This window comes from Pseudomonas sp. NFPP02 (assembly GCF_900119355.1).
Classification (GTDB): Bacteria; Pseudomonadota; Gammaproteobacteria; order Pseudomonadales; family Pseudomonadaceae; genus Aquipseudomonas; species Aquipseudomonas paracarnis.
Map to the genome: position 1 here is coordinate 321,043 of NZ_FPJI01000005.1, position 25,002 is coordinate 346,044.

Consider the following 25,002-nt stretch of genomic DNA (forward strand, 5'->3'; position numbering starts at 1 on the left):
TGGAGCTTACAACTTGGCGCTGCTTGTCAGATATTAGCGCGCAGGATGTTAGCGGGTAGCGCCTCACCGCGCTCGACACTCGCCGCAACCGCCGCGATCAACCCTTCCAGCTCATAGCCCTGCCCCGCCAGCCAAGCTTGATCGTAATAGGTCGTGGCATAGCGCTCACCACCATCGCACAAGATCGCAACGATCGACCCCGACTCCCCCGCCGCTTTCATCTGTTGCGCCGCCATCAGCGCACCGATCAGGTTGGTCCCGCTGGACCCGCCAACCCGTCGTCCCAAATGCTCAGCCAGGTAATGCATGGCCGCCAGGGACAATGCATCCGGTACCTTGACCATGGCGTCAATCACCGCCGGCAGAAACGAGGCCTCCACACGTGGGCGACCAATCCCTTCAATCCGTGAGCCACAGTCCAGGCGCAGGCTGGCATCACCACTCTGGTAGAAGTCGAAGAACACCGAGCGTTCGGCATCGGCACACAACACCCGGGTGCAATGCTGGCGATAACGCACATAGCGGCCCAGGGTCGCGGTGGTGCCGCCGGTGCCAGGGCTGGAAATCAACCAACTCGGCTCCGGGTGCTGTTCAAAGCGCATCTGCTGGAAGATCGATTCGGCGATGTTGTTGTTCGCCCGCCAGTCGGTGGCACGTTCGGCGTAAGTGAACTGGTCCATGAAGTGACCACCGCTTTCCTGGGCCAGGCGTTCGGATTCGGCGTAGATCTGCGTCGGGTCCTGGACCAGATGGCTCTTGCCCCCATAGAAGGCAATCTGGGCGATCTTCTCTTGGGACGTGGTAGCGGGCATGACGGCAATGAACGGCAAGCCGAGCAAGCGCGCGAAGTAGGCTTCCGAGATCGCGGTGGAGCCGCTGGACGCTTCAATAACGGGGGCGCCAGGCTTGAGCCAACCATTGCACAGCGCATACAGGAACAACGAGCGCGCCAGCCGGTGTTTCAGGCTGCCGGTGGGGTGGCTGGACTCATCCTTGAAGTACAACTCGATGCCTGGCAAACCCGGTAATGGCAGCGGGATCAGGTGGGTATCGGCGCTCCGCTGGAAGTCCGCTTCAATGATACGAATGGCTTCGCGGGCCCAGGTACGGTGGTCGCTCATGGTGGCTTCTCTAAAGGCTTTCAGCGGTGATCTTAGGATGTTTCCCACGCTTCACACAGATACAGTGACGACGCAATTGGACACACAATTGCTAGTCTTTAACCCACCGATGTTCCGGCCAACCACTTATAACAAATAAGAATATAACTTTTGTTTTAACAACTAACGGTACGGGTTAGGGTACCCACCTATTGAACCTGGATTGGAGAGCATCCCTTGCCTCTGCGTAGCACTTTCACCCGTTTCTTCCAGCTGGAAGCCGCCAGTGGTCTGTTGTTGATCGCCGCTGCCGCTTTGGCGCTGATTATCAACAACTCACCGTTGTCGCACCTGTACAACGCCTTTCTCGACACGCCGGTGGTGGCTCAGGTTGGCGCGTTGAAAATCGCCAAGCCGGCGCTGCTTTGGATCAACGATGGCCTGATGGCCCTGTTTTTCCTGCTGATCGGCCTGGAGGTCAAGCGTGAGCTGCTGGATGGTCACCTGTCCAAGCCTTCGCAAGTGGTGCTGCCTGGCGCAGCGGCCATCGGCGGCATGGTTGTGCCGGCGCTGATCTACTGGGCGCTTAACAAGGACAACCCGGCCGCCCTGGCCGGCTGGGCGATCCCCATGGCCACCGACATTGCCTTTGCGCTGGGCGTTCTGGCCCTGCTGGGCAAGCGCGTACCAGTGTCGCTGAAGCTGTTCCTGATGACCCTGGCGATCATTGATGACCTTGGCGCCATCATCGTCATTGCCTTGTTCTATTCCGCTGACTTGTCCACGGCATCCCTGGCGGGCGCGGGGGCGTGCTTGATTGCGCTGATTGCGATGAACCGCCTGGGCGTGATCAAGCTGGGGCCGTATATGATCATCGGCCTGATCCTGTGGGTGTGCGTGCTCAAGAGCGGTGTGCATGCGACCTTGGCGGGTGTAACCCTGGCGTTCTGCATTCCACTGCGCACCAAGAATGCCGAAACCTCACCGCTGCTGAGCCTGGAACACGCCCTGCACCCTTGGGTGGCCTACGCCATCCTGCCGCTGTTCGCGTTCGCCAATGCCGGTGTGTCACTCACCGGTGTCAGCCTGGAGAGCTTCACCCACTCCGTGCCCATGGGCATCGCCGCGGGCCTGTTGATCGGCAAGACAGTCGGTGTGTTCGGCCTCACCTGGCTGGCGATCAAGACCGGCATCGCCTCACTGCCCAGCGGCGCCAATTGGGGCCAGGTACTGGGCGTGGCGATCCTGTGCGGGATCGGCTTCACCATGAGCCTGTTTGTCGGCTCCCTGGCGTTTGTGCCGGGCGCCAGTGAGTTTGCCGGTGAAGATCGCATGGGGATTCTGACCGGGTCGATCCTGGCGGCCTTCATCGGGTATGCGGTGACGGCGATGGCAAGTCGCAAGAAAGCGGCCGTTGAATGATTGAAGTCAGTCAGTTGTAGGAGCGAGCTTGCTTGCGAAAAACTTAGAGGCGCCGCGTTCATTCATTGAGCACGCGTTATCGTTAACGTTTTTCGCGAGCAAGCTCGCTCCTACAAAAAAAACCCCCAACCGGTCACCCGGTTGGGGGTTTTTCTTCGCCTGTAGCTCAAGGCTTAGCGAGTAACGCGGCTGGTACCGTCGACGGTCATGATGCGTACGCGGTCACCAATGCGGAAGATTTCATTTTCCTGCACGGCTTGTACGTAGGCACGCATGCTGCCGTCGTCTTCGCGCACGGTGATTTCCACGCCCTGCGTACGGGTCAGGCCTTCTTCGGTGGCCGAGCCCAGCAGGCCGCCCGCAACTGCGCCGATCACAGCAGTCACGATGCTGCCACGGCCGCCACCGATGGCGCTGCCGCCAACGCCGCCGATGACTGCGCCCGCGGCGCCGCCGATTGGGGTCTTGGTGCCTTCGATCTTCACCGGACGCAGGGATTCGATGGTGCCCATGCGAACGGTCTGTACACGACGCGCCTCATCACGAGAGTACGAGTCGCCGGTCAGACTCGAGGCGCAGCCACCCAACAGCAACGACAGGGTGGTAAAGCAGGCAACTAGTAAAACGGACTTACGCATAGCATCAACTCCAAAGGACAGGTATTCATTAAACGCTGTGGCTTGGCGCGTGTCACGGCGCACCAGGCAGAAACTTGCTTTCATTCAGCCTGAGTACAGACTGCCAGCACCAGAGAACTCGACGAACGGTAACCAAGCCAGGGTACGGAACCATGCCATAACCGGCTCGATCAGTGTAGCCGCACAGCCGAAAGCGTCCGAAGTCTCTTGAACAGAGACTTCGACGCAACGGTGTTGATTCAGGTGGAATGACGAAAGGTGACGCTCAGGGCGCCAGGCGCTCGCGGCACCATTGGCCGTCTTGCAAGCGGTAGTTGAGGCGATCATGCAGGCGGCTGGCGCGGCCTTGCCAGAACTCGATGCGCTCAGGCAGTAAACGGTACCCTCCCCAATGCTCGGGGCAATCGGGCTGGGTATCGCTGAAACGCTCTTCAGTGGCCTTGAGCAGCGCCTGCAGCTCTTCGCGATCACGAATGACTTTGCTCTGCGGAGAGGCCCAGGCGCCCAGGCGGCTGCCCAATGGGCGCACCTGATAATAAGCATCCGACTCTGCAGGCGTGACCTTGGCCACACGCCCTTCAATGCGTACCTGGCGCTCCAGGGTTGGCCAGAAGAAGGTCATGGCCGCAAACGGCCGCGCCGCGAGTTGTTCACCCTTGGCGCTCTGATAGTTGGTGAAGAAGGTAAAGCCCTGTGCATCCAGGCCCTTGAGCAGCAGGATGCGGCAGTGCGGGCGGCCGTCCTGATCCACTGTCGCCAGCGTCATGGCATTGGCCTCCACTGGCGGCTGTTCGGTTTTCACCGCATCAGCAAACCAATGGTGGAACAACGCAAACGGCTCGTCCGGGGCATGGGCCTCGCTCAAACCGTCCCGTGTGTAGTCACGGCGCATATCGGCCAGTGCCTGGGTCATGCGGCTTTATCCTTGTGGTTCAACAGCTCAGTTCTTCGCCTGGTCGTTCGAAGCGGGTGCCGCCTTGGCTTTTGCCGTGGCAGGTTTCTTCGCAGCCGGCTTGGCCGCAGCCTTTTTAGCCGCTGGCTTGGCCGCCGCTTTCTTGGCCGTGGCCTTTTTGGCAGGCGCTTTGGCCGCCGGTGCTGGCGCAGGCACATTCTGCACCGCGACCATTTCGGCTACGGGCGGGGTCTTGCCGGAGTTGTACTTGCTCAGCAGTGCCAACATCGTTGTACGCTGAGTGAACATGATTTCCATGCGACGGTTCAGCGCACGCCCCTGATTGCTGTCGTTGGCGGCACGCGGCATAAGGTCGCCCATGCCACGCAGCATCAAGCGATCCTGTTTCAGACCACTCAGGCTGAAAATCGAGGCAATGGACTGCGCACGCTCCTTGCTCAACGCCTGGCTGGCCGGGGCGCTGCCCGTGGCATCAACGTGGCCCAGCACCAGTACGGCGGTCTTCGGGTCAGCTTCAACGGCCTTGGCCACCCGCGTGAACGGGCCCAGGGTCACCGGCAGCAACATAGCCGGACGCTTCGGGTTGTAGGAGCCGTCTACCGGGGCAATCACCACCAGGGTGTTGTCACGGCGCTCCAGTTGCAGGTTGCTGTCCTTGATGGCGGCACGCAGGCGTGGTTCGTATTCGTCCAGCCAGGCTTGGGTGATCTTCGGGTCAGGCATTTGTACATTGGTCACATCGACCTTGGCCAATGGCTTTGGCTTGCTTTCGAACGGCCACCACCAGCGCGGCTCGCTGTCGGTCTTGGCGACGACAGGTGCGGCGTCCGAGGCCGGGGTTGCCGCCTTGAGGTCGGCTTTCAGGTCGGCCTTGGCGTCGGCGGCTTTGTCTTCGGCACTCTTGGTGGAAAACGGCCACCAGCTGTAACCGGTGTCGGCTTTGGCAGCCGGGGCAGCGGCAGCAGCGGTGACAGGCTCAACAGGCTTGGCACCGGCGGCCGGCTTGGCGTCGGGTTTGGCATCCGGCTTGGCGTCGGTCTGGGCCACTGGATCCTTGGTCGCCGTTTTGTCAGATCCAAATGACCACCAATGCCCACCTTCGGCATCATTTTGTGGAGTTTGTGCACAACCCGTAATAGTGAGGCACAGCGCCAGTGCCAAAGACTTGTTCGATAACATGAGATATCCACAAAATGAGAAAAAACCAGAGGGTCGCAGGACCCGTTAAACAGACGCTAAAAGAACATTCAAGTTACAACATGTCGTTCAGCATCTTTTTTATACTTGCCTTTGTAACAAAAAATTGTGAAACAGCAAGGGGTTTATAGACAACCGGCCAATATTCCGACCAACTTCTGGGCCCGCGGGTCCATAAGTACGTAAGGCCCCAGGGTATTAGTCACAAAACCGAAGGCTACATCATGTTCAGGGTCGGCAAACCCGACTGAACCTCCTGCCCCGGGATGCCCGAATGCACGTGGCCCGAGGCCGAACGTGGCATTGGGCAACTGCGGTTGATCCAACATGCAGCCCAGGCCGAAGCGGGTTTGGGTCAATAAGGTTTTATCCAGCCCGATACTGTGCTCGCGGGTCAATTGTTCGAGCATGTCGCTTTCCAGCAAACTACCGTCCAACAAACCACTATAAAACCCGGCCAGGCTGCGTGCATTACCGTGGCCATTCGCCGCAGGCTGCTGCATGCGTCGCCATTCGGGCTTATTAGTGCTGGTCAGAATAGACGGTGGATTGGCAAATGCACGGGTAGTCATCGCCGCCGGCTCGCGCATCATTACTTGAAGTAACCGTTGCGCGGCTTCATCCCCCATAGTGCCTTTGCTGCGCGCTATATGAGCGACGCGATAAAACTCCTCATCCGGCAGGCCTACATGGAAGTCCAACCCCAATGGCCGTGCCACCCGCGCCACGATCGACTCCCCCGGCCCGCGCCCGTCGGCGCGACGCAACAGTTCGCCAACCAGCCAGCCGTAGGTGATCGCCTCATAGCCGTGGCCCTGGCCCGGTGTCCACCACGGGGCTTCTGCCGCCAGGGTATCGACCATCAATTGCCAGTCGTACAACGCTTCGGTGGGCAGCATTTCGCGGATGGCCGGCAGCCCGGCCTGGTGGCAGAGCAACTGGCGCAGCGTGATCGCGTCCTTGCCAGCAGCGGCAAACTCCGGCCAGTACTCGGCTACCGGCGCATCGAGCTTGAGCTTGCCTTCGGCCACCAGTTGCAGGGCAGTCACTGCCGCGAAGGTCTTGGTGCAGGAGAACAGGTTGACGATGGTATCGCTATGCCAGGCCTCGGCACCGTCCTTGTCGGCAGTACCGGCCCACAGGTCGACGACGGTTTGCCCGCCGATCTGGATGCACAGCCCGGCACCACGCTCCTGAGGATCATCGAACAGGGCGGCGAAGGCTTCGCGCACCGCTTCGAACTGCAGCTCGTAATGACCCTGAATCTGCACCTAAGTCCCCTCGGAAAACACCATGAAAAGTGGTCGCCATTCTTTCAGCCATTGTAGGTTTTGTGAACCCGTCAACGATGAATCAATGACCGTTTCCAGCGTGCCCACCAGCATGCTCAGCGCCCTGCCCCGCGCCTTTGCCGTCGCGCCCCGGCTTGCCGGCTTCACTTTCACGCATCGCTTGGGTGGCCTTGGCTTTTTGCGCCTCACGGCCCAACTGGTCGAGCGCGGCCAGGTTGCTCTTGCGCACCGTCTCGACAAAGCCCTGGAAGGGTACATCGGTGATGCCGACCAGGCCGAAATGGCCGTTTTCACCATCCAGCAGACGCCCGGTTACCGGCTGGTCCAGGTACTGGAACCAGTGCACCCCGACAATCGACGGCTCGGCCACCGCCTGCTTGAGGAACGCGGAGTACGCCGCGCCGCGGTCCTCTTCGCGGGCCAGTTGCGTCACGCCGCCCCAGAACGGGCCGCGGTCGGCGGAGCCAAAGTTGAATTCGGTGATCAGTACCGGTTTGTCCAGCGCACGCAGGGCGGCGAAGTCGTAACCGTCCTGGGGTTTCAAGGTGTACATGTTGAAGCTCAGCACGTCGCAATACTGCGCGCACGAAGCGACGGCCTCGGGCGTGCTCACCGCAAAACGGCCGCCCAGCAACAGCTGGTTGGGCGCGTGCCACTTCAGCGAGTCGGAAATGGTCTTGAAGTAGGCATCGGCGAAGGTCTTCTGGAAATACTTGAAGTCGGCTTCGATTTCCGGGTGTTCAGAGCTGGGCATCGGCGGCTCGAAGCCTGGGTCTTCCATCAGTTCCCAACCAGCCAGTTGAATACCCCAGGCTTTGGAAAGGCCCTCTTCATTGCGGTATTTATCGCGCAGTTGCTTGAGGAAGGCGCGCTTGGCCGGCACGTCGGTGGTCATGCGCAGGGTGCCGTACGCCAGGGCGTAGCGGGATTTTGCATCCTCGCCAGGACCGGCCCAGGCCAGTTCGTTGTCGGCAAAGAAACCGATCAGCCAAGGATCGTCACGGTGATCGCGTGCGGCAATAGCCACTGCGCGCTCGGTGGCCATGGCAAAGCGCGGGTCGAACGGGTCGGGCATGCCGCCCCACCAGTCGGTGCCGGTGCTGATGCTGGCATAGTCACCGACAATCGACAGCGGCAAGGTGTACGGCACGCGGTCGGCAGTGGCCAGGTCCGGATCGCTCCAGTTGCCGACGGTGTTGAAGCCCCAGGCTTGCAGGCGATCGAGGGTATGGGTCACCCAGCGTGGCTGGTCCAACGCGTCCCCGCCGTAAGTGCGTTGCAGGTTGGCGCCATAGAAATCGTACCAACGCCCGGAGCCAAAGCCGCGACCTTCGCCGGCGCCGTTGCCGGTGCGGCTGTCGTCGCTGCCGTAGTACTTGTCAAAGGGTTCGCCGGCCTTGGGCAGCGCCGCGAACATCCACTCGCGCCCCGCCACGTAGGTCTGGCTGTTGTCCGGCGCCACGGTGTTCACCCCCAGCGAGTAGAACGGATGCCCCTGCGGCGTCACCAGGTACCAGCGGCCGTCGCGCTTCTGGGTGCGGAAAAAACCGCTGGCATCGAAGGCCGGGCCCTTCTTCCAGCCACCGTATTGATCCAGGGAGGACTTGTCCCGCTCGGCCAGCCAGGTCTTGAGCTGCTGTTGTTCCTTGGCGGCCGATGCCTTGAGTTGCTCGTCGCTGCTGACCTTCTCCGGCCAGCGTGCGCGGTTGGATTGGCCATAGGCATCCACCAGTTCAGTGTAGGCAGCCTTCAATACCGGCTCGCTGTCCTGCACGCCAAAGCGCTCCAGCAGGATACTTTGAGCGGCATTGGGCTTGAGCATCGACAGGGTCACCGAGACGACCTGGCTGCGGTCGATTTCTCCGGCGCTGGCGGCCAGCAACACCCGCTGGCCATCCACGGTCATCGGCATCGGCGGGCCGGCCTTCATGCCCTGGCTCAGCGGTGAGTTGGCTTGCAGCGGGACGAGCAGCGTCTGGGCCGGGCCGGCAGGCAGGTCGATGCGGCTGACGAGCGTCTTGCCGTCGGCGCTCTGCACCTTGACGTAAAGGGTCAGTGCCCAGTTCATCGCGCTCTGGATACGCAGGCTCATGGCGCTCGATTGCGACCAGTCCCACGTCCCCGTCTGCGGGCTGAGCACCAGGCTCGGCTCGGCCGCTGGGTTGAAGGTGATGCGGCGCAGCACCTCGCCTTCGGGCGTTTGTTCGGCATTGTATTGCGGCAGGCTGGCGTCCTGGGTCGCCACCTTGACCACATCGGCAGGCCGGACGAAGTTGAACAGCGTTTGTTGCCCCTCGGGCGCCGCCATCAACGGCGCAGCGAACAGCAGGGCAAAAAGAGCGGGCAGCGTGCGAATCATACGAACAAGGTTCTCCCAAACGGCCGATGACTGGCCTGATGATAGTGATGAGATAGACCACAGAGTGGGCGAATCCGCCCACGGTGGCTTAAGAAATTTCGCGCCTGAACGGCGGCAATGCATTGAGGATCGCCTTGCCATAGCGCTGGGTAACCAGGCGACGGTCGAGCAAGGTGATGGTGCCGCGGTCTTCTTCGGTACGCAGCAGACGCCCGCAGGCCTGCACCAGCTTCAGTGAAGCATCCGGCACCGAGATTTCCATGAACGGGTTGCCGCCCCGGGCTTCGATCCATTCGGCCAGTGCGGCCTCGACCGGGTCATCCGGCACCGAGAACGGGATTTTGGCGATCACCACGTGTTCGCAGTAGGCACCGGGCAAGTCCACGCCTTCGGCAAAGCTGGCCAGGCCGAACAACACACTGGAATCCCCACCGTCGACCCGCGCCTTGTGCTTGTTCAGGGTTTCCTGCTTGGACAGGTTGCCCTGGATAAACACCTGCTTGCGCCAGTCGCGGTCGAGGCCGTCGAACACGTCCTGCATCTGTTTGCGCGACGAGAACAGCACCAGGGTGCCGCGGGAGCCTTCCACCAACGACGGCAGATCGCGAATGATCGCCGCCGTGTGTGCCGCAGCGTCCCGTGGGTCGGCCTTGAGGTCTGGCACCCGCAGCACGCCGGCGTCAGCGTGATGAAACGGGCTGGGCACCACGGCGGTAACGGCCTTTTTCGGCAGGCCGGCGCGCATGCGGAAGCGGTCAAAGGTGCCCAGGGCCGTCAGCGTGGCCGAGGTTACCAGGCAGCCGTAGGCGACGTTCCACAGGTTGCGGCGCAGCATTTCAGCGGCGAGGATCGGACTGGCGTTGACCTCGATATCGAACAGCGCACCGCTTTCCGACAACGTCAGCCAACGGGCCATGGGCGGGTTGTCTTCCGGGTCTTCGACGGTGAAGGCGGTCCACAGCTCCCAATTGCCTTGGGAACGAGACAGCAGGCTGCCGAACAAGGGGTACCACTCTTCGGCCTGGTTGCTGGCGATGCCGATATTGACCTCGCCATCCATGCCTTCCTTGAGCAAGTCCGTCAGGCGCGTGAACAGGTCGGTGAGGCGTGAAAAGCCTTTCTTCAGCTCGATGCCCATTTCGCGCATGTGCTCGGGAATCATCCCGCCGACAAAACGGTGACGCGGGCGCTCTCGGCCTTCGACGTCTTCACCGGGCTTGAAGTCCGCCACCTGCTCGCAGGCGCTGAACATGAACTGCTGCTGGGTCTTGATCTCGCGCGCCAGCTCCGGCACTTGCTCGATCAACTTGCCCAGGTCGCCGGGCAACGGGTGCTGGGCCAGTAACTTGGTGAGGTTCTTGGCAGTGGTTTCCAGCCAGTCGGCCGTGGAGCGCAAGCGGGTGTAATGGGCGAAATGGCCAATGGCCTTGTCTGGCAGGTGGTGGCCTTCGTCGAACACATAGAGGGTGTCGCGTGGGTCGGGCAGTACCGCACCGCCACCCAGGGCCAGGTCAGCCAATACCATATCGTGGTTGGTGACGATGACATCTACCTTGCCCATGCCTTCGCGCGCCTTGTAGAAGGCGCACTGGCCGAAGTTGGGGCAATGGCGGTTGGTGCATTGGCTGTGGTCGGTGGTCAGGCGCGCCCAGTCTGAATCTTCCAGGGCGGTGGGCCAACTGTCGCGGTCGCCGTCCCATTTGTTGCCGGCCAGCTTCTCGATCATGCTGGTAAACAGCTTCTGGCTGGCCTCATCCACCTCGATCTTGAAGCCTTCTTCTTCGAACAAGGAGGCAGTGGCGGTTTGGGCGTGGCCTTCCTGCAGCAATACGTCGAGCTTGGACAGGCACATATAGCGGCCACGGCCCTTGGCCAGGGCGAAGGTAAAGCTCAAGCCGCTGTTGCGCATCAGGTCGGGCAAGTCTTTGTAGACAATCTGCTCTTGCAGCGCGACGGTAGCGGTGGCAATCACCAATCGCTTGCCAGCAGCCTTGGCCGTAGGGATCGCGGCCAGGCTGTAGGCCACGGTCTTGCCGGTACCGGTACCGGCCTCGACGGCCACTACCGCAGGCTCACCCTCGCGGCGGCCTTCGTCGTCGGTGTCGATATCCCCGAGGACTTTTGCCACTTCGGCGATCATCAGGCGTTGGCCGTAGCGCGGTTTCAAGCTCTTGGCTTCGAGAAAACGCGAATAGGCGCCCTGGATCGTGGTTTTGAGTTCAGTGCTGATCATGGATAGTCGGGCGCAAAAAACGCTGGATAAATTTTCAGTGGTTCGGATCGGCCGCTATCATACCCCGCTAATTAATCCCGCGCAGAACGGAGTACCACAATGACCGCGTTTAGCCTCGCTTATACCCTGCATGTACTGGCCGCATTGATCTGGGTCGGCGGCATGTTTTTCGCCTGGATGATCCTGCGCCCCGCCGCCATGGCGGCGCTTGAGGGCCCTGCCCGGCTCAAGCTGTGGGCAAATGTGTTTCAACGTTTTTTTGTGTGGGTGTGGGTGGCGGTGGTGCTTTTACCGATCAGCGGCATCGGTTTGCTGCAACTGCGCTTCAGTGGTTTTGAGACCGCGCCGCGTTATGTGCAGGTGATGATGGGGCTGTATCTGGTGATGACGGCGTTGTTTATCCGAATCCAGGCCTTGAAGTTCCCGGAGCTGAAGGCAGCGGTGGCGGCTGAGGATTGGCCGGCGGGCGCGGCTGCGCTGGGGCAGATTCGCAGGTTGGTGGGGATTAATTTGATCGTGGGGTTGGTGGTGGTGGCGGTGGCTTCGGCTCGGCCGATGTTCTGAGCTGTTGGCTTGCCCTAACGCGTGTAGGAGCGAGCTTGCTCGCGAAAAACTCACAGACGCCGCGTTTATTCAGGAAGCACGCGTTATCGTTGACGTTTTTCGCGAGCAAGCTGGCTCCTACAGCCGCTGGATAGTCACAGACCCCGCAGGCCCAGCCGGCCCCGGTTGCCCCTCCAACCCTGGTCGGCCCTTTTCGCCGCCGTCCGCGCGGTACACCAGGCAGCCCTTGGACTGCCCGCCCTTGCCGGGTTTACCTGCAACACCCGCCAGGCCTCCAGCCCCGCCATCGACCCAGACCTTGATCTGTTCAGCCGGGAATTCCTGTGGCAACTCCAGGCGTACCTGGGCGCCCGCTGCCCCTGGCCGGCCATCGCCGCCGTTATCGCCATTAAAGCCGCGCCCGGCTGAACCCCAGGTGCAACCCGGGTCCACGCCGTTGGCACCGTCCAGGCCCGCATATCCTTGGGCTCCAGCGCCACCACGGGCATCCACCGACAGCGCTTCGGCAGTCAGCGAGTTAATGCGCAAGGTCAGATCACGCCCAGCCTTGGCGGGTTTTTCGTGGGTGCCGGGGGCGCCCCGTGAGGTGATCTGGCTACCGTGCTCCAACTGCGCCTCGCGTACCTGCATTTGCAAGGCGGTATTGCCAGGCACAATGGTGATGCGTGCGTCGCGCCCCAAGTGCAGCTCATCCACCGTGACCTGGCTGATGGTGGCCGGAATCAGCAAGGTGCCGTAGTCCGCCACGTCCAGGCGCTCGAGCTGCAACACGCTGGTGCTGCTGGGCAGGCGCATCAACGAATTGGTTTCGACACTGACGCTCTGGGCCAGGGCAACGGGGCTGACCAACAGGGCCAGCAGAAAAACCTTACGCATCATGGGGCTCCTGAGTGTTTTCAAATTTTTCTTTGAGCGCACAGTAACGACTTCTACCGGCGATTTGCCAGTGAAGGATCAAAAAACTTCAATTCCACCTCGGTGGGTATCGACCGCCGCGCTCTAGGCCCACGCGCCCAGCCGCGCTAGTCTCTACGGTCTTGATGCGAGGATCTGCAATGACCGCTGGAATTTCTGCCCGTACGCCCCAACAAGCCTTGGCGGCCCTGCTGGACCTTCACAGGCCAAAACGCCTGTTGTTAGTGGGCGCCAGCCAATTTCCGGCGCTGGATGCCTTCCGGGCTGCGCACGCGGATACCGAGGTGTTCTATGCCGCGCCAGGGCCGTTGCCGGAAGACCTCGCGGTGCAGCGCTTTGACCTCGCGCTGGTGGTCGACTGCCTGGAGCACCTGTCCAAACCCCAGGGCCTGACCCTGCTCGGAGGCATCCGTAACCTCAACGCCAGCCGCATTGCCGTGCTGGTCGACCTGGGTGCCTGCGACTGGAAGGACACCGACTTTTTCTCCCTGGCCCTGCAAGCCGGCGAACGCTTCCAACGCGATGATCAGGTGCTGACGCTGTTTACCTATGATCTGCTTGACTATAAACAGGTGCCGGACTGGCTCAACGCCCGCTTCTGGGCCAACCCGGAAAACTTCGGAAAGTATTGGTGGTAACCCGATGAGTACATCCATTTGCCCGTGTGGCAGCGGCAATCTGCTGGATGCCTGCTGCGGCCATTATCACGCCGGTCACCCGGCCCCCTGTGCCAGCGCGTTGATGCGCTCGCGCTACAGCGCCTATGTGCTGGGCCTGGTCGATTACCTGGTCGCCACTACGCTGCCTGCGCAACAGGCCGGCCTGGACCGCGACGCCATTGCCGCCTGGAGTGCCCAGAGCACCTGGCTGGGCCTGGAGGTGGAAAGCTCCGAGGTATTCGGCGGCCAGCCTGAGCACGCCTTTGTCACCTTTACCGCGCGCTGGCATGACGCTGCCGGTGAACATAGTCACCGCGAGCAGTCTTCTTTCGTACAGAATGAAGGGCGCTGGTACTTCATCGACCCTACGGTAGAAGTGAAGGCCGGACGTAACGATGCCTGTTTGTGTGGCAGCGGGCAGAAATTCAAGAAGTGCTGTTCCAGCTACTTCTAATCACTCGACGGGGATAGCGCCATGCTTCGGATGTATAGCTTGATGCTGGCGTTGACCCTGGCCCTGACCGGCTGCGCGTCCTGGTTCGAAGACGACGCGCCGCCCCCCCACGTTTCCCTGGTCAAGGTCGAAGTGGTGCGGGCCAAGCTGCTGGAACAGAAATTCAAGCTGTACTTTCGCGTGGACAACCGCGACGACGCCGACCTGACCGTGCGCGGCCTGGTCTACAAGGTCAGCCTGGGCAATCTGGTGTTGACCGAAGGCGAGTCCAACGAGTGGCTGACCGTACCGCCACGCGGTCATAAATTCTTCAAGGTCTCGGTGCGCACCAACCTCTGGCCACAGGTGCGTGAGGTGGTGCAGATGCTGAAAAATCCCGACCGGCCCGTGCCTTATCGTTTAGAGGGCGAACTGAAAACCGGATTATTCATCGGTAATGACGTGCAGGTGGCACACAATGGCGAGATAATCCCCGGCGATTTTATTCCGGAGCAACATCGATGACACAGCAACCCCATGTCCATGGTCCTGACTGCAACCACGATCACGACCACCATGATCATGATCACGACCACGGCCATGTCCACGGCCCGAACTGCGGCCACGCTCATCAAGAGCCGGTGCGCAATGCGTTGAAGGACGTAGGCCGCAACGATCCTTGCCCGTGCGGCAGCGAAAAGAAATTCAAGAAGTGCCACGGTGCTTAAACCGCACGGGTAGGAGCGAGCTTGCTCGCGAAAAACGTCAACGATAGCGCGCGTTTTCTGAGTAAACGCGGCGCCTATGGGTTTCTCGCGAGCAAGCTCGCTCCTACAAAACCTTAAGCCACCTCGATTGGTGGCTGTTTCAAGTTCTCACGCAATTGCCAAAACTCCCGCTTGCGTCGTTTCGCCGCGCTCACTAACGTAGCGCCTTTACTGACGCTACCCCCCCGCAGGAGCTTTGCCATGGCCTCGCCAGCCCTCTTACATTTTCTTCCCCGGTTCGGCGTTGCCGCGGCAGTGGTCAGTGCCTTGGGCCTGGCCGGTTGCCAGCTCCAGAACACCCAGGACACCCTGCCGCCCGTTGCTGGCGTGCAGCCAATCAAGGGCCTGGCACAGAATGTGTCGGTGCGCCGCAATGCCCAAGGCATGCCGCTGATCGAAAGCAACACCTTCCACGACGCACTGTTCAGCCTCGGTTACGTGCACGCCAGCGACCGCATCACCCAGATGGTCACCCTGCGCCTGCTGGCCCAGGGCCGCCTGGCGGAAATGTCGGGGCCGCAAGTGCTGGACGTCGACCGTTTCATGCGGGCGGTCAACCTCAAGAAAAGCGCTGGCGAGTTGTATAGCGCCTCATCGCCGCGCCTCAAACGCTTCTTTGAAGTGTATGCCCGAGGCGTCAACGCCTACCTGTTCCGTTATCGCGACAAGTTGCCGACGGACCTGGCCCAGAGCGGCTACAAGCCCGAGTACTGGAAGCCGGAAGATTCGGCGCTGCTGTTCTGCCTGCTCAATTTCAGCCAGTCGAGCAACTTGCAGGAGGAGCTTTCGTCCCTGGTGCTGGCGCAGAAGGTCGGCGTCGATAAACTGGCCTGGCTCACCCCAAGCGCACCGGACGAACCCGTCCCGCTGGCCGAAGCCGACAAGCTCAAAGGCGTCAACCTGAACCAGATCACCGGCCTCGCCGGGCTGGAGACGGTGGGCCAGCAATTGCGCGACCTCAATGCCCTGGGCGTCACCACCTCAAGCAACTGGGCCATTGGCCCACAACGCAGCCGCAGCGGCAAAAGCCTGTTGGCCAACGATATCGCCGCGCAGCCACAAGCACCGTCGCCGTGGAACTACGTGCAGATTCGTGCGCCCAAATACCAGGCCGTCGGTGCTTCGATTGCCGGCCTGCCGACCCTGCTGGCGGGTTTCAACGGCAAAGTGGCGTGGAGCATGAGCGCGGTCAAGGGCGACACCCAGGACCTGTTCCTGGAGAAGGTCAAACGCCAGGGCAGTGCGCTGTACTACGAGAACAACGGCAAATGGCTGCCGGCCGGCGTGCGCAACGAAACCTTCTTCATCAAGGGCCAGCGCTCGATTCGCGAAGTGGTGTACGAAACCCGCCACGGCGCTCTGCTCAACAGCAGCCAGGCGCTCACCAGCGGTCTTGGCCTGGCCTTGCAAACCGCCGACTTCAAGGACGACAAGAGCCTGGATGCGTTCTTCGACCTGTCCCGCGCACAAAACGCCGGCAAGGCCTCGGATGCTACCCGCGAGATTCGCGCCATCGCCCTGAACATGATCTTCGCCGACGCCAGCAACATCGGCTGGCAGGTCACCGGCCGTTTCCCCAACCGCCGCGAAGGCGAAGGCCTGTTGCCATCGCCGGGCTGGGACACGCGCTTTGACTGGGACGGCTACGCCGACGCGATGCTGCACCCGTACGATCAGGACCCGGCCCAAGGCTGGATCGGCACCGCCAACCAGCGTACCGCGCCGCGTGGCTACGGCATGCAACTGTCCAACGCCTGGGATGCACCGGAGCGCAGCGAGCGCCTGGCGCAACTGGCCAACGCCGGCAAGCATGACAGCCGCAGCCTGATCGCCATGCAATACGACCAGACCACCCTCTTCGCCGCCAAGCTCAAGAACATGTTCCAGGCACCCGGCATGGCCCAGCCGCTCAAGCAGGCCATCGAGGCCCTGCCGACAGCGGAACGTGCCAAGGCCCGCGAAGCACTTGAGCGCCTGATGACCTTCGATGGTCGGCTGGCAACCACCTCGGCTGACGCGGCAATCTACGAACTGTTCCTGCAGGAAAGCGCCCGGCAGATCTTCCTCGACAAACTCGGCCCGGAAAACAGCGCCAGTTGGAAAGCCTTCGCCAGCAACGCCAGCCTGTCCTACTCGGCCATCGCCGACCACCTGCTGGGCCGTGAAGACAGCCCATTCTGGGATGACACGCATACACCGCAAAAAGAAGACAAACCCGCGATCCTGGCTCGCACCCTGGCCGCCGCCATCACTACTGGCGACAGCCAACTGGGCGCCGACCACAAGGCCTGGCAGTGGGGCAAGCTGCACAGCACCACCTGGAAAAATACCAGCGGCCAGGTCATCCGCGGTCCCTTTGCCAGCGGTGGCGACCACAACACCTTGAACCCGGCGCCGTATAGCTGGGGCCAGGATTTCAACGCGACCCAGGTGTCGGCGCTGCGCATGATCATCGACTTCGGCCAAGTGGAACCGATGATGGGCCAGGGCGGCATCGGCCAATCCGGCAACCCGGCCAGCCCCAACTATGTCAATGGCATCGACCCGTCGCTGAAGGCGCAATACCTGAGCTTTCCGATGCAGCCGCAGAACTTTGAAAAGGTGTATGGCAAGACAAGGTTGACCCTGACGCCTGGTAAGTAACCGGGCTTCCCTGACGAAACTGGATAACGCTGTGGGAGCTGGCTTGCCTCAATGCCAGTCAGTTAAGGGCTTTTTGTAGGAGCGAGCTTGCTCGCGAAAAACTCACAGGCGCCGCTTTCATTCAGCAAGCACGCGTTATCGTTGACGATTTTCGCGAGCAAGCTCGCTCCTACAGTCGGCGATGACCGCTTGACTGACTGGCATTGTGGCTTGCCTGCGATAGCAGCCGACGGTAACCACGATGCGAAGCGAGCCGCTCTTGATCTTGCTCTTGATCTGCTTTTGATCTTGATCTTAGGCGCCCCGTCAAACCACGCTGGCCGGAATTCGACAGTGATTTGGGGGGTAAACCGGCAGGGATGCCGGTTTAGCCGCCCCGCGCCATGGATGGCGCGTGGCGGCGGCCCCCCAAATCACTGGCGAATTACGGGCACACCGAGTCCAAGCGAGGTGCCGAGTGGTGGGGCAAGAGCCTTTTTGGTTACTTTTGGCTGGGCCGGCATTCCGGGCTCTTTTCCAAAAGTGACCCGCTGTAAAAGCGGAACCCTAAGTGGCCGTTACCGCAGAAATGGATATGTACACAGATAACAGCTTCGGCTGTCAGGCCGCCATCGCAGGCAAGCCAACTCCCACCTTTGTACTACCTGCATTCAGATAGAACTTCTGCACCCAGCCCCGCCTCATAACTAACAAGCCCACCGCCCCGGCAACCCCATGGACCTTGTCATCGCCCGCCCCGAAGGCCTCTACTGCCCTGCCGGTGATTTTTATATCGACCCCTGGCGTCCAGTGGAACGTGCGGTCATCACCCACGCCCACGGCGACCACGCCCGCACCGGCAATCAACACTACCTGGCCGCCGCCCCCGGCGAAGGTATCCTGCGCTGGCGCCTGGGCCAGGACATCAACCTGCAAACCCTGGCCTACGGTGAACGGTTGGTGCATCACGGCGTGACTTTGAGTTTCCATCCCGCCGGGCATGTACTGGGCTCGGCCCAGGTACGCCTGGAATACCAGGGCGAGGTCTGGGTGGCGTCCGGCGACTACAAGGTCGAACCCGATGGTACCTGCGCGCCCTTCGAACCGGTGCGTTGCCACACCTTTATCACCGAATCCACCTTCGGCCTGCCGATTTACCGCTGGCAGCCCCAGGCGCAGATTTTTGCCGGGATCAATGACTGGTGGCAGGCCAATATCGCCAGCGGCAAAGCCAGCGTGTTGTTCTGCTACTCCTTCGGCAAGGCCCAACGCATCCTCCATGGGCTGGACGCCAGCATCGGCCCGATCCTCAGCCACGGCGCGGTCGAACCGTTGAACCGGGTGTACCGCGAAGCGGGCATCTACATCCCCGAGACGCTGTATGCCGGCGACTTCAAAAAGACCGACCCACTGCTGCGCCAAGCCCTGATCATCGCCCCGCCCTCCGCTGGAGGCAGTACCTGGATGCGTCGCTTTGGCGACTACAGCGACGCCTTCGCCAGCGGCTGGATGCGCCTGCGCGGTACCAGACGGCGGCGCGGCGTGGACCGTGGCTTCGTGCTCTCGGACCACGCTGACTGGCCGGGCCTGTTATGGGCCATCGAACAAACCGGGGCACAACGGGTGATGGTCACCCATGGTTCGGTCGGTGTGTTGGTACGCCACCTGCGGGAGAAGGGCTTGGATGCCCAAGGCTTCAGCACCGAATACGGCGATGACGAAGAAGAGGCCACGGCATGAAAGCCTTCGCTGAGCTGTACGCCAACCTCGACGCCACCACTTCCAGCAATGCCAAGCTCGCCGCCCTGCAGGCCTACTTTCTGCAGGCGCCGCCAGCAGATGCCGCTTGGGCCGTTTACTTTCTTAGCGGCGGGAGGCCACGACAGCTGGTGCCGACGCGCCTGCTACGGGACATGGCCACCGAAGCGGCCGGCATCGAACCCTGGCTGTTCGAAGAGAGCTACCAGTCCGTAGGTGACTTGGCCGAGACGATCTCACTGCTCCTGCCAGAATCCACCTACACATCCGAAGACGGCCTGGCCGTGTGGCTGGAAGAAAAACTGCTGCCCCTGCGCGGTCTGCCACCCTTGGACCTTGCAGACCGGCTGCCGGCGCTGTGGGCGCAACTGGACCAACCGAGCCTGATGGTGTGCATCAAATTGATCACCGGCAGCTTCCGGGTCGGGGTATCCAAACTGCTGGTGACCCGCGCCCTCGCCGCCATGGCCGATCTCGACAGCAAACGCGTGGCGCAGCGGCTAGTGGGCTACACCGATTTGTCGAACCGTCCCACAGCCGAAGGCTATCTAAAGCTGATTGCCGCCGAATCGTCCGACGAACACGCGCAACGTGGCGGGCAACCCTATCCGTTTTTTCTGGCTCACGGGCTGGCGCAACCGGTGGAGCAATTCGACACGCTGCTCGGTTCACCCGCCGATTGGCAGGTGGAATGGAAGTTTGATGGCATTCGCGCACAACTGGTCAAGCGCGAGGGACGCCTGTGGGTCTGGTCTCGCGGTGAAGAGTTGCTGACTGAACGCTTCCCCGAACTCCATAGCCTGGTCAGTGGCCTGCCCGACGGTACGGTGATCGATGGCGAAATCGTGGTGTGGAAAGACTCGGTGCAACCCTTCGCGCTGCTGCAACAGCGCATTGGCCGCAAGACCCTGAGTAAAAAAGTCCTTGAGGATGCGCCAGTGGCGGTGCTCGCCTACGACTTGCTGGAGTATCAGGGCGACGACTGGCGCAACCACATCCAGGCCGAACGTCGCACCCAATTGGAACAGGTGATCGCTACGTGCAACCAACCGGTGTTATTGCCTTCGCCCTTGCTGGAAGGCAAAACCTGGGCAGCCTTGGCCGAGCAGCGCGAAGCCTCTCGCAGCCTGGGCGTGGAAGGCATGATGCTCAAGGATCGCAACGGCCTCTACGGCGTGGGCCGCACCAAGGACATGGGCCTGTGGTGGAAATGGAAGGTCGACCCCTTCAGCGTCGACGCCGTGTTGATCTACGCCCAGCGCGGCCATGGCCGGCGCGCCAGCCTCTACAGCGACTACACCTTCGCGGTATGGGACGGCCCACCGGGAAGCGAGCGCACACTGGTGCCGTTCGCCAAGGCGTATTCCGGGCTGACCGACGAGGAAATGCGCAAGGTCGACGCCATTGTGCGCAAAACCACGGTGGAGAAGTTCGGCCCGGTCAGCAGCGTGACGCCCAGCATGGTGTTTGAGTTGGGTTTTGAAGGGATTGCCCTGTCCAAGCGGCACAAGAGCGGGATTGCGGTGCGGTTTCCGCGGATGCTGCGCTGGCGCCAGGACAAGGCGGTGGATGAAGCGGACAACCTGGCCACGCTACAAGACTTGCTGACTTGACATAGCACCCTGTGGGAGCGGGCTTGCTCGCGAATGCGGTGGTTTAACCAACTATTCAGTGACTGACACAACGCATTCGCGAGCAAGCCCGCTCCCACATGCCTGGTCTACCTTTGACCCGAAATAGTGCGCTCATTTGCTGACGCCCATTTTTGGGCGCCGCCTACACTTGGAACTGCCTTATCCCATCGTTTAAAAAGCCCATCCGGAACTATGGTGCAGAAATTGCTACTTGTGATGGGTCTGACACCGTTCAGTAACAGTCCTAATCGCGCCACAAGCGCTTATCTTGGTTTCCAGGGATTACATAATGAAAAAAGCATTGCTGACCCTTTCTGCACTGGCTCTGTGCATGGCTGCTGGTGTTGCTACAGCCAAGGAATACAAGGAACTGCGTTTTGGTGTCGACCCTTCCTACGCACCGTTCGAATCCAAGGCCGCCGACGGCAGCCTGGTGGGCTTCGATATCGACCTGGGCAATGCGATCTGCGCGGAGCTGAAGGTCAAGTGCAAGTGGGTCGAAAGTGACTTCGACGGCATGATCCCTGGCCTGAAAGCCAATAAATTCGATGGCGTGATCTCGTCGATGACCGTGACCCCAGTGCGCGAGAAGGCCATCGACTTCTCCTCTGAGCTGTTCTCCGGCCCGACTTCGCTGGTGTTCAAGAAAGGCGCTGGCTATTCGACGCCAGAATCTCTCAAGGGCAAATCCGTGGGTTACGAGCAAGGCACCATCCAGGAAGCCTACGCCAAGGCCGTACTGGATAAAGCCGGGGTGACCACCAAGGCTTACGCCAACCAGGACCAGGTGTACGCCGACCTGACCTCCGGGCGCCTTGACGCTTCCGTGCAGGACATGCTCCAAGCCGAACTGGGCTTTCTCAAGTCGCCAGCCGGTGCTGGCTATGAAGTGAGCGCAGCTATCGACGACCCACTGCTGCCGTCGAAAACCGCTATCGGTATCAAAAAAGGTAACACTGAACTCAAGGCGCTTTTGGATAAAGGTATCAAAGCGTTACACGATGATGGCACCTACGCCACTATCCAGAAGAAACACTTTGGCGATCTGAACCTGTACAGCGGCAAATAATGCCTGGGGCGCCCTGCTTCGGGTGGGGCGCTTTTTTATCGCCATAGGTCCTGATTTATGTTCGAAGATCTGTTGCAAACCCTCGGGCTGAGCGCATTCAGCTTGAAGGGTTTCGGCCCGCTGTTGCTGCAAGGCACCTGGATGACCATCAAGTTGTCGGTGCTGTCCCTGGCCGTCAGCGTATTGCTGGGCCTGCTCGGCGCCAGCGCCAAACTGTCCAGCCTGGCCATTGTGCGTATCCCCGCCCAGCTCTATACCACTCTGATTCGCGGTGTGCCGGACCTGGTGCTGATGCTGTTGATTTTCTACAGCCTGCAAACCTGGCTCAGTGGCTTTACCGACTTTATGGAATGGGAATACATCGAGATCGACCCGTTCAGCGCCGGGGTGATCACCCTGGGCTTTATCTACGGTGCGTATTTCACCGAAACCTTTCGCGGTGCGATCCTCGCCGTGCCCCGCGGCCAACTCGAAGCCGCCACCGCTTACGGGCTCAAGCGCGGGCAGCGGTTTCGCTACGTGACCTTCCCGCAGATGATGCGCTTTGCGCTGCCGGGCATCGGCAATAACTGGATGGTGATGCTCAAGGCCACCGCACTGGTGTCGATCATCGGCCTCGCAGACTTGGTAAAAGCCGCCCAGGACGCTGGCAAGAGCACCTATCAACTGTTTTATTTCCTGGTGCTGGCGGCGCTGATCTACCTGTTGATCACCAGCGCCTCCAACTTTGTCTTGCGCCGACTTGAACGTCGCTACTCCGCAGGCGCCCGGGAGGCAGTGCGATGATCGAGCTATTGCAGGAATACTGGCGCCCTTTTCTTTACAGCGACGGCCAGCACATCACCGGCCTGGCCATGACCTTGTGGCTGCTCAGCGCCTCATTGGTCATCGGTTTTCTGGTGTCGATTCCACTGTCCATCGCCCGCGTTTCGCGCAAGCGCATGGTGCGTTGGCCCGTGCAGTTCTACACCTACCTGTTTCGTGGCACTCCGCTCTATATCCAATTGCTGATCTGCTACACCGGCATCTACAGCCTTGCCGCCGTACGAGCACAACCGGTGCTGGATGCGTTCTTTCGCGACGCGATGAACTGCACCCTGCTCGCCTTCGCCCTCAACACTTGCGCCTACACCACGGAGATTTTCGCCGGGGCAATCCGCAGCATGGCCCACGGCGAAGTCGAGGCGGCCAAGGCTTACGGCCTCAGTGGCTGGAAGCTGTACGCCTACGTGATCATGCCTTCCGCGTTGCGACGCTCGTTGCCCTACTACAGCAACGAAGTGATCCTGATGCTGCATTCGACCACCGTGGCCTTTACCGCGACGATCCCGGACATCCTCAAAGTGGCGCGGGATGCCAACTCCGCCACCTTCATGACCTTCCAGTCATTCGGCATTGCCGCACTGATCTATCTGACGGTGACCTTTGCCCTGGTCGGCCTGTTTCGCCTGGCGGAACGCCGTTGGCTGGCCTTTCTCGGGCCGAGCCACTAAGGAGTTTGCATGCGCCACCAGCTACATGACCTGATCGCGCCGGTGCTCGGCACGGCGCGGCAGATCCACAGTTTTCACTTCGGCCCGCAGCAGCCCGAAGGCAAGGTGTACATCCAGTCCTCCCTGCATGCCGATGAATTGCCGGGCATGCTGGTGGCCTGGCATCTGAAGGCGCGCCTGGCAGAACTTGAAACGGCCGGGCGCTTGCGCAGCGAAATCGTGCTGGTGCCCGTCGCCAACCCGGTGGGCCTGGAACAGGTATTGATGGATATCCCCTTGGGCCGCTACGAACTGGAAAGCGGGCAGAACTTCAATCGCCTGTTCGTCGATCTTAGCGAAGACGTCGGTAACCAGGTCGAAGACCTGCTGGGCGATGATCCGCAGCGCAATGCCCAATTGATCCGCAGCGCACTGTCCCGCGCCCTGGCCGCGCACACCGCCCAGACCCAGTTGCACTCCCAACGCCTGGTGCTGCAACGCCTGGCCTGTGATGCCGACGTGGTGCTGGACCTGCATTGCGACTTCGAAGCCGTGGCGCACCTGTACACCACGCCCGAAGCCTGGCCACAGGTAGAACCGTTGGCGCGCTACCTGGGCTCGGAGGCCAACCTGTTGGCCACCGATTCCGGTGGGCAGTCTTTTGACGAGTGTTTCACCCTGGTGTGGTGGCAGTTGCAGCAACGCTTCGGCGAACGCTACCCGATCCCCATGGGCAGCTTGTCGGTGACCGTCGAGCTGCGTGGCCAGGGCGATGTCAACCACGGCCTCGCCGCGCTGGACTGCCAGGCCATCATTGATTATTTGATCCACTTCGGCGCCATTCGCGGCGATGCAGCCCCCTTGCCTGCCCTGGCCTACCCGGCTACGCCGTTGGCGGCGGTGGAGCCAGTGACCACTGCAGTGGGTGGCTTGCTCGTGTTCAGCGCCCTGCCGGGGGAATACCTGGATGCGGGGCAATTGGTCGCTGAAATCATCGATCCCATTACAGACCGCGTGACGCCTGTGCACTGCCAGCACGCCGGGCTGCTTTACGCCCGTTCGCTACGCCGCATGGCCACGGCCGGCATGGTGATCTGCCATGTCGCCGGCACACAGGCCTACCGCAGCGGTTATCTACTTTCGCCTTGAGGATGCATGCCACATGTACAAACTGACCGTTGAAGGCCTGCACAAAAGCTATGGCGACAATCAAGTGCTCAAAGGTGTGTCGCTCAAGGCCAAGACCGGTGATGTGATCAGCCTGATCGGCGCCAGTGGCTCAGGCAAGAGTACCTTCCTGCGCTGTATCAACTTTTTGGAAACCCCCAACGATGGCGCCATGACCCTGGACGGCCAGGCGATCCGCATGGTCAGCGACCGCCATGGCATGCGCGTGGCCGACGACGCCGAGTTGCAACGCTTGCGCACACGGCTGGCGATGGTGTTCCAGCACTTCAACTTGTGGAGCCACATGAGCGTGCTGGAAAACATCACCATGGCCCCGCGCCGCGTGCTGGGTTGCAGTAAAAAGGACGCCGAAGACCGTGCCCGCCGCTACCTGGACAAAGTCGGGCTGCCGGCGCGCGTGGCTGATCAATACCCGGCGTTCCTCTCCGGCGGCCAGCAGCAGCGTGTCGCCATCGCCCGCGCCCTGGCCATGGAGCCGGAGGTGATGCTGTTCGATGAACCCACGTCGGCGCTGGACCCGGAGTTGGTGGGCGAAGTTTTGAAGGTGATCCAGGGCCTGGCCGAGGAAGGCCGCACCATGATTATGGTGACCCACGAGATGAGCTTTGCGCGCAAGGTTTCAAGCCAGGTGCTGTTCCTGCACCAGGGCCTGGTGGAGGAGCAGGGCTTGCCGGAGGATGTGCTGGGCAATCCGAAAAGCGAGCGCCTGCAACAATTTTTGAGCGGCAACTTGAAGTAGGCGCGAGCTTGCTGTGGCGAGGGAGCTT

Annotated in this window: 22 protein-coding genes; 14 read left to right on the plus strand and 8 right to left on the minus strand. The window is 61.3% G+C overall.

Annotated features, from left to right (window positions below; genetic code table 11):
- Positions 1 to 26: 26 nt before the first annotated feature.
- Positions 27 to 1,121 (minus strand): PLP-dependent cysteine synthase family protein, encoded by a 1,095-nt coding sequence (locus tag BT204_RS11655; protein WP_034125945.1) that lies wholly within the window; start codon positions 1,119 to 1,121, stop codon positions 27 to 29.
- Positions 1,122 to 1,337: 216 nt separating this feature from the next.
- Here BT204_RS11655 and nhaA point away from each other — a divergent pair, with 216 nt between their 5' ends.
- A complete protein-coding gene (nhaA, locus tag BT204_RS11660; protein ID WP_072446880.1) occupies positions 1,338 to 2,522 on the plus strand; it encodes a Na+/H+ antiporter NhaA in 1,185 nt (394 codons plus the stop codon).
- Between the two features lie 173 nt (positions 2,523 to 2,695).
- Here the strand turns inward: nhaA and BT204_RS11665 are convergent, their stop codons facing one another.
- The 6 genes from BT204_RS11665 to dinG form a co-directional block, all read right to left on the minus strand.
- The gene (locus BT204_RS11665; protein ID WP_003189251.1) at positions 2,696 to 3,160 is read right to left on the minus strand and encodes an outer membrane lipoprotein; all 465 of its coding nucleotides are present in this window, start codon (positions 3,158 to 3,160) and stop codon (positions 2,696 to 2,698) included.
- A gap of 265 nt (positions 3,161 to 3,425) precedes the next feature.
- Positions 3,426 to 4,073, minus strand: coding sequence for a pyridoxamine 5'-phosphate oxidase (gene pdxH, locus BT204_RS11670; protein WP_072446881.1), 648 nt, complete (start codon positions 4,071 to 4,073; stop codon positions 3,426 to 3,428).
- A gap of 27 nt (positions 4,074 to 4,100) precedes the next feature.
- The gene (locus BT204_RS11675; protein WP_072446883.1) at positions 4,101 to 5,252 is read right to left on the minus strand and encodes an OmpA family protein; all 1,152 of its coding nucleotides are present in this window, start codon (positions 5,250 to 5,252) and stop codon (positions 4,101 to 4,103) included.
- Between the two features lie 143 nt (positions 5,253 to 5,395).
- The gene (locus tag BT204_RS11680) at positions 5,396 to 6,541 is read right to left on the minus strand and encodes a serine hydrolase domain-containing protein (RefSeq protein ID WP_072446885.1); all 1,146 of its coding nucleotides are present in this window, start codon (positions 6,539 to 6,541) and stop codon (positions 5,396 to 5,398) included.
- Between the two features lie 82 nt (positions 6,542 to 6,623).
- Positions 6,624 to 8,921, minus strand: a complete 2,298-nt coding sequence (locus BT204_RS11685) for a beta-galactosidase (RefSeq protein ID WP_072446887.1) — start codon at positions 8,919 to 8,921, stop codon at positions 6,624 to 6,626.
- Between the two features lie 88 nt (positions 8,922 to 9,009).
- Positions 9,010 to 11,154 (minus strand): ATP-dependent DNA helicase DinG, encoded by a 2,145-nt coding sequence (gene dinG, locus BT204_RS11690; protein WP_014717263.1) that lies wholly within the window; start codon positions 11,152 to 11,154, stop codon positions 9,010 to 9,012.
- A 99-nt stretch (positions 11,155 to 11,253) separates the two neighbouring features.
- Between dinG and BT204_RS11695 the strand changes: the two genes are divergently transcribed.
- Positions 11,254 to 11,718 carry a CopD family protein gene (locus BT204_RS11695; RefSeq protein WP_019817847.1) on the plus strand — a complete coding sequence of 155 codons (465 nt, stop codon included), beginning with the start codon at positions 11,254 to 11,256 and terminating at the stop codon, positions 11,716 to 11,718.
- A 117-nt stretch (positions 11,719 to 11,835) separates the two neighbouring features.
- On the opposite strand, the gene BT204_RS11700 is transcribed toward BT204_RS11695, so the two are convergent.
- Positions 11,836 to 12,594, minus strand: a complete 759-nt coding sequence (locus BT204_RS11700) for a hypothetical protein (RefSeq protein WP_034125938.1) — start codon at positions 12,592 to 12,594, stop codon at positions 11,836 to 11,838.
- Between the two features lie 179 nt (positions 12,595 to 12,773).
- Here BT204_RS11700 and BT204_RS11705 point away from each other — a divergent pair, with 179 nt between their 5' ends.
- The 12 genes from BT204_RS11705 (at position 12,774) to BT204_RS11760 (ending at position 24,974) form a co-directional block, all read left to right on the plus strand.
- Positions 12,774 to 13,271: a DUF6231 family protein gene (locus BT204_RS11705; RefSeq protein ID WP_034125937.1), complete on the plus strand. Its 498-nt coding sequence runs from the start codon at positions 12,774 to 12,776 to the stop codon at positions 13,269 to 13,271.
- 4 nt (positions 13,272 to 13,275) lie between these two features.
- Entirely contained in the window at positions 13,276 to 13,746 is a 471-nt protein-coding gene (locus BT204_RS11710) for a YchJ family protein (protein WP_034125936.1), read from the plus strand.
- A gap of 21 nt (positions 13,747 to 13,767) precedes the next feature.
- Entirely contained in the window at positions 13,768 to 14,250 is a 483-nt protein-coding gene (locus tag BT204_RS11715) for an LEA/WHy family protein (protein WP_057975616.1), read from the plus strand.
- A complete protein-coding gene (locus tag BT204_RS11720; RefSeq protein WP_057975615.1) occupies positions 14,247 to 14,453 on the plus strand; it encodes an SEC-C metal-binding domain-containing protein in 207 nt (68 codons plus the stop codon). The genes BT204_RS11715 and BT204_RS11720 overlap by 4 nt, the downstream gene beginning before the upstream one ends.
- A 240-nt stretch (positions 14,454 to 14,693) precedes the next feature.
- Positions 14,694 to 17,135 (plus strand): penicillin acylase family protein, encoded by a 2,442-nt coding sequence (locus tag BT204_RS11725; RefSeq protein WP_072446889.1) that lies wholly within the window; start codon positions 14,694 to 14,696, stop codon positions 17,133 to 17,135.
- A gap of 714 nt (positions 17,136 to 17,849) precedes the next feature.
- Positions 17,850 to 18,854 (plus strand): ligase-associated DNA damage response exonuclease, encoded by a 1,005-nt coding sequence (locus BT204_RS11730; protein WP_054897985.1) that lies wholly within the window; start codon positions 17,850 to 17,852, stop codon positions 18,852 to 18,854.
- Positions 18,851 to 20,485 carry an ATP-dependent DNA ligase gene (locus BT204_RS11735; protein ID WP_054917886.1) on the plus strand — a complete coding sequence of 545 codons (1,635 nt, stop codon included), beginning with the start codon at positions 18,851 to 18,853 and terminating at the stop codon, positions 20,483 to 20,485. Before BT204_RS11730 ends, BT204_RS11735 begins: the two co-directional genes overlap by 4 nt.
- 310 nt (positions 20,486 to 20,795) lie before the next feature.
- Positions 20,796 to 21,575, plus strand: coding sequence for a transporter substrate-binding domain-containing protein (locus BT204_RS11740; RefSeq protein WP_014717255.1), 780 nt, complete (start codon positions 20,796 to 20,798; stop codon positions 21,573 to 21,575).
- 57 nt (positions 21,576 to 21,632) lie between these two features.
- Positions 21,633 to 22,361 carry an ABC transporter permease gene (locus BT204_RS11745; protein ID WP_003189227.1) on the plus strand — a complete coding sequence of 243 codons (729 nt, stop codon included), beginning with the start codon at positions 21,633 to 21,635 and terminating at the stop codon, positions 22,359 to 22,361.
- Positions 22,358 to 23,068, plus strand: a complete 711-nt coding sequence (locus BT204_RS11750) for an ABC transporter permease (protein ID WP_054917884.1) — start codon at positions 22,358 to 22,360, stop codon at positions 23,066 to 23,068. The genes BT204_RS11745 and BT204_RS11750 overlap by 4 nt, the downstream gene beginning before the upstream one ends.
- A 9-nt stretch (positions 23,069 to 23,077) precedes the next feature.
- Positions 23,078 to 24,196 carry a succinylglutamate desuccinylase/aspartoacylase family protein gene (locus BT204_RS11755; RefSeq protein WP_072446890.1) on the plus strand — a complete coding sequence of 373 codons (1,119 nt, stop codon included), beginning with the start codon at positions 23,078 to 23,080 and terminating at the stop codon, positions 24,194 to 24,196.
- 13 nt (positions 24,197 to 24,209) lie between these two features.
- On the plus strand, positions 24,210 to 24,974 hold the full coding sequence (locus BT204_RS11760) for an ABC transporter ATP-binding protein (protein ID WP_034126849.1): 765 nt from the start codon (positions 24,210 to 24,212) through the stop codon (positions 24,972 to 24,974).
- Positions 24,975 to 25,002: the final 28 nt, after the last annotated feature.

Bases quoted from the DNA above. Each gene is read 5' to 3' on its own strand.
- BT204_RS11655 (WP_034125945.1), bottom strand. From the start codon at position 1,121: ATGAGCGACCACCGTACCTGGGCCCGCGAAGCCATTCGTATCATTGAA.
- BT204_RS11665 (WP_003189251.1), bottom strand. From the start codon at position 3,160: ATGCGTAAGTCCGTTTTACTAGTTGCCTGCTTTACCACCCTGTCGTTG.
- pdxH (WP_072446881.1), bottom strand. From the start codon at position 4,073: ATGACCCAGGCACTGGCCGATATGCGCCGTGACTACACACGGGACGGT.
- BT204_RS11675 (WP_072446883.1), bottom strand. From the start codon at position 5,252: ATGTTATCGAACAAGTCTTTGGCACTGGCGCTGTGCCTCACTATTACG.
- BT204_RS11685 (WP_072446887.1), bottom strand. From the start codon at position 8,921: ATGATTCGCACGCTGCCCGCTCTTTTTGCCCTGCTGTTCGCTGCGCCG.
- dinG (WP_014717263.1), bottom strand. From the start codon at position 11,154: ATGATCAGCACTGAACTCAAAACCACGATCCAGGGCGCCTATTCGCGT.
- BT204_RS11695 (WP_019817847.1), top strand. From the start codon at position 11,254: ATGACCGCGTTTAGCCTCGCTTATACCCTGCATGTACTGGCCGCATTG.
- BT204_RS11700 (WP_034125938.1), bottom strand. From the start codon at position 12,594: ATGCGTAAGGTTTTTCTGCTGGCCCTGTTGGTCAGCCCCGTTGCCCTG.
- BT204_RS11705 (WP_034125937.1), top strand. From the start codon at position 12,774: ATGACCGCTGGAATTTCTGCCCGTACGCCCCAACAAGCCTTGGCGGCC.
- BT204_RS11710 (WP_034125936.1), top strand. From the start codon at position 13,276: ATGAGTACATCCATTTGCCCGTGTGGCAGCGGCAATCTGCTGGATGCC.
- BT204_RS11715 (WP_057975616.1), top strand. From the start codon at position 13,768: ATGCTTCGGATGTATAGCTTGATGCTGGCGTTGACCCTGGCCCTGACC.
- BT204_RS11720 (WP_057975615.1), top strand. From the start codon at position 14,247: ATGACACAGCAACCCCATGTCCATGGTCCTGACTGCAACCACGATCAC.
- BT204_RS11725 (WP_072446889.1), top strand. From the start codon at position 14,694: ATGGCCTCGCCAGCCCTCTTACATTTTCTTCCCCGGTTCGGCGTTGCC.
- BT204_RS11730 (WP_054897985.1), top strand. From the start codon at position 17,850: ATGGACCTTGTCATCGCCCGCCCCGAAGGCCTCTACTGCCCTGCCGGT.
- BT204_RS11735 (WP_054917886.1), top strand. From the start codon at position 18,851: ATGAAAGCCTTCGCTGAGCTGTACGCCAACCTCGACGCCACCACTTCC.
- BT204_RS11740 (WP_014717255.1), top strand. From the start codon at position 20,796: ATGAAAAAAGCATTGCTGACCCTTTCTGCACTGGCTCTGTGCATGGCT.
- BT204_RS11745 (WP_003189227.1), top strand. From the start codon at position 21,633: ATGTTCGAAGATCTGTTGCAAACCCTCGGGCTGAGCGCATTCAGCTTG.
- BT204_RS11750 (WP_054917884.1), top strand. From the start codon at position 22,358: ATGATCGAGCTATTGCAGGAATACTGGCGCCCTTTTCTTTACAGCGAC.
- BT204_RS11755 (WP_072446890.1), top strand. From the start codon at position 23,078: ATGCGCCACCAGCTACATGACCTGATCGCGCCGGTGCTCGGCACGGCG.
- BT204_RS11760 (WP_034126849.1), top strand. From the start codon at position 24,210: ATGTACAAACTGACCGTTGAAGGCCTGCACAAAAGCTATGGCGACAAT.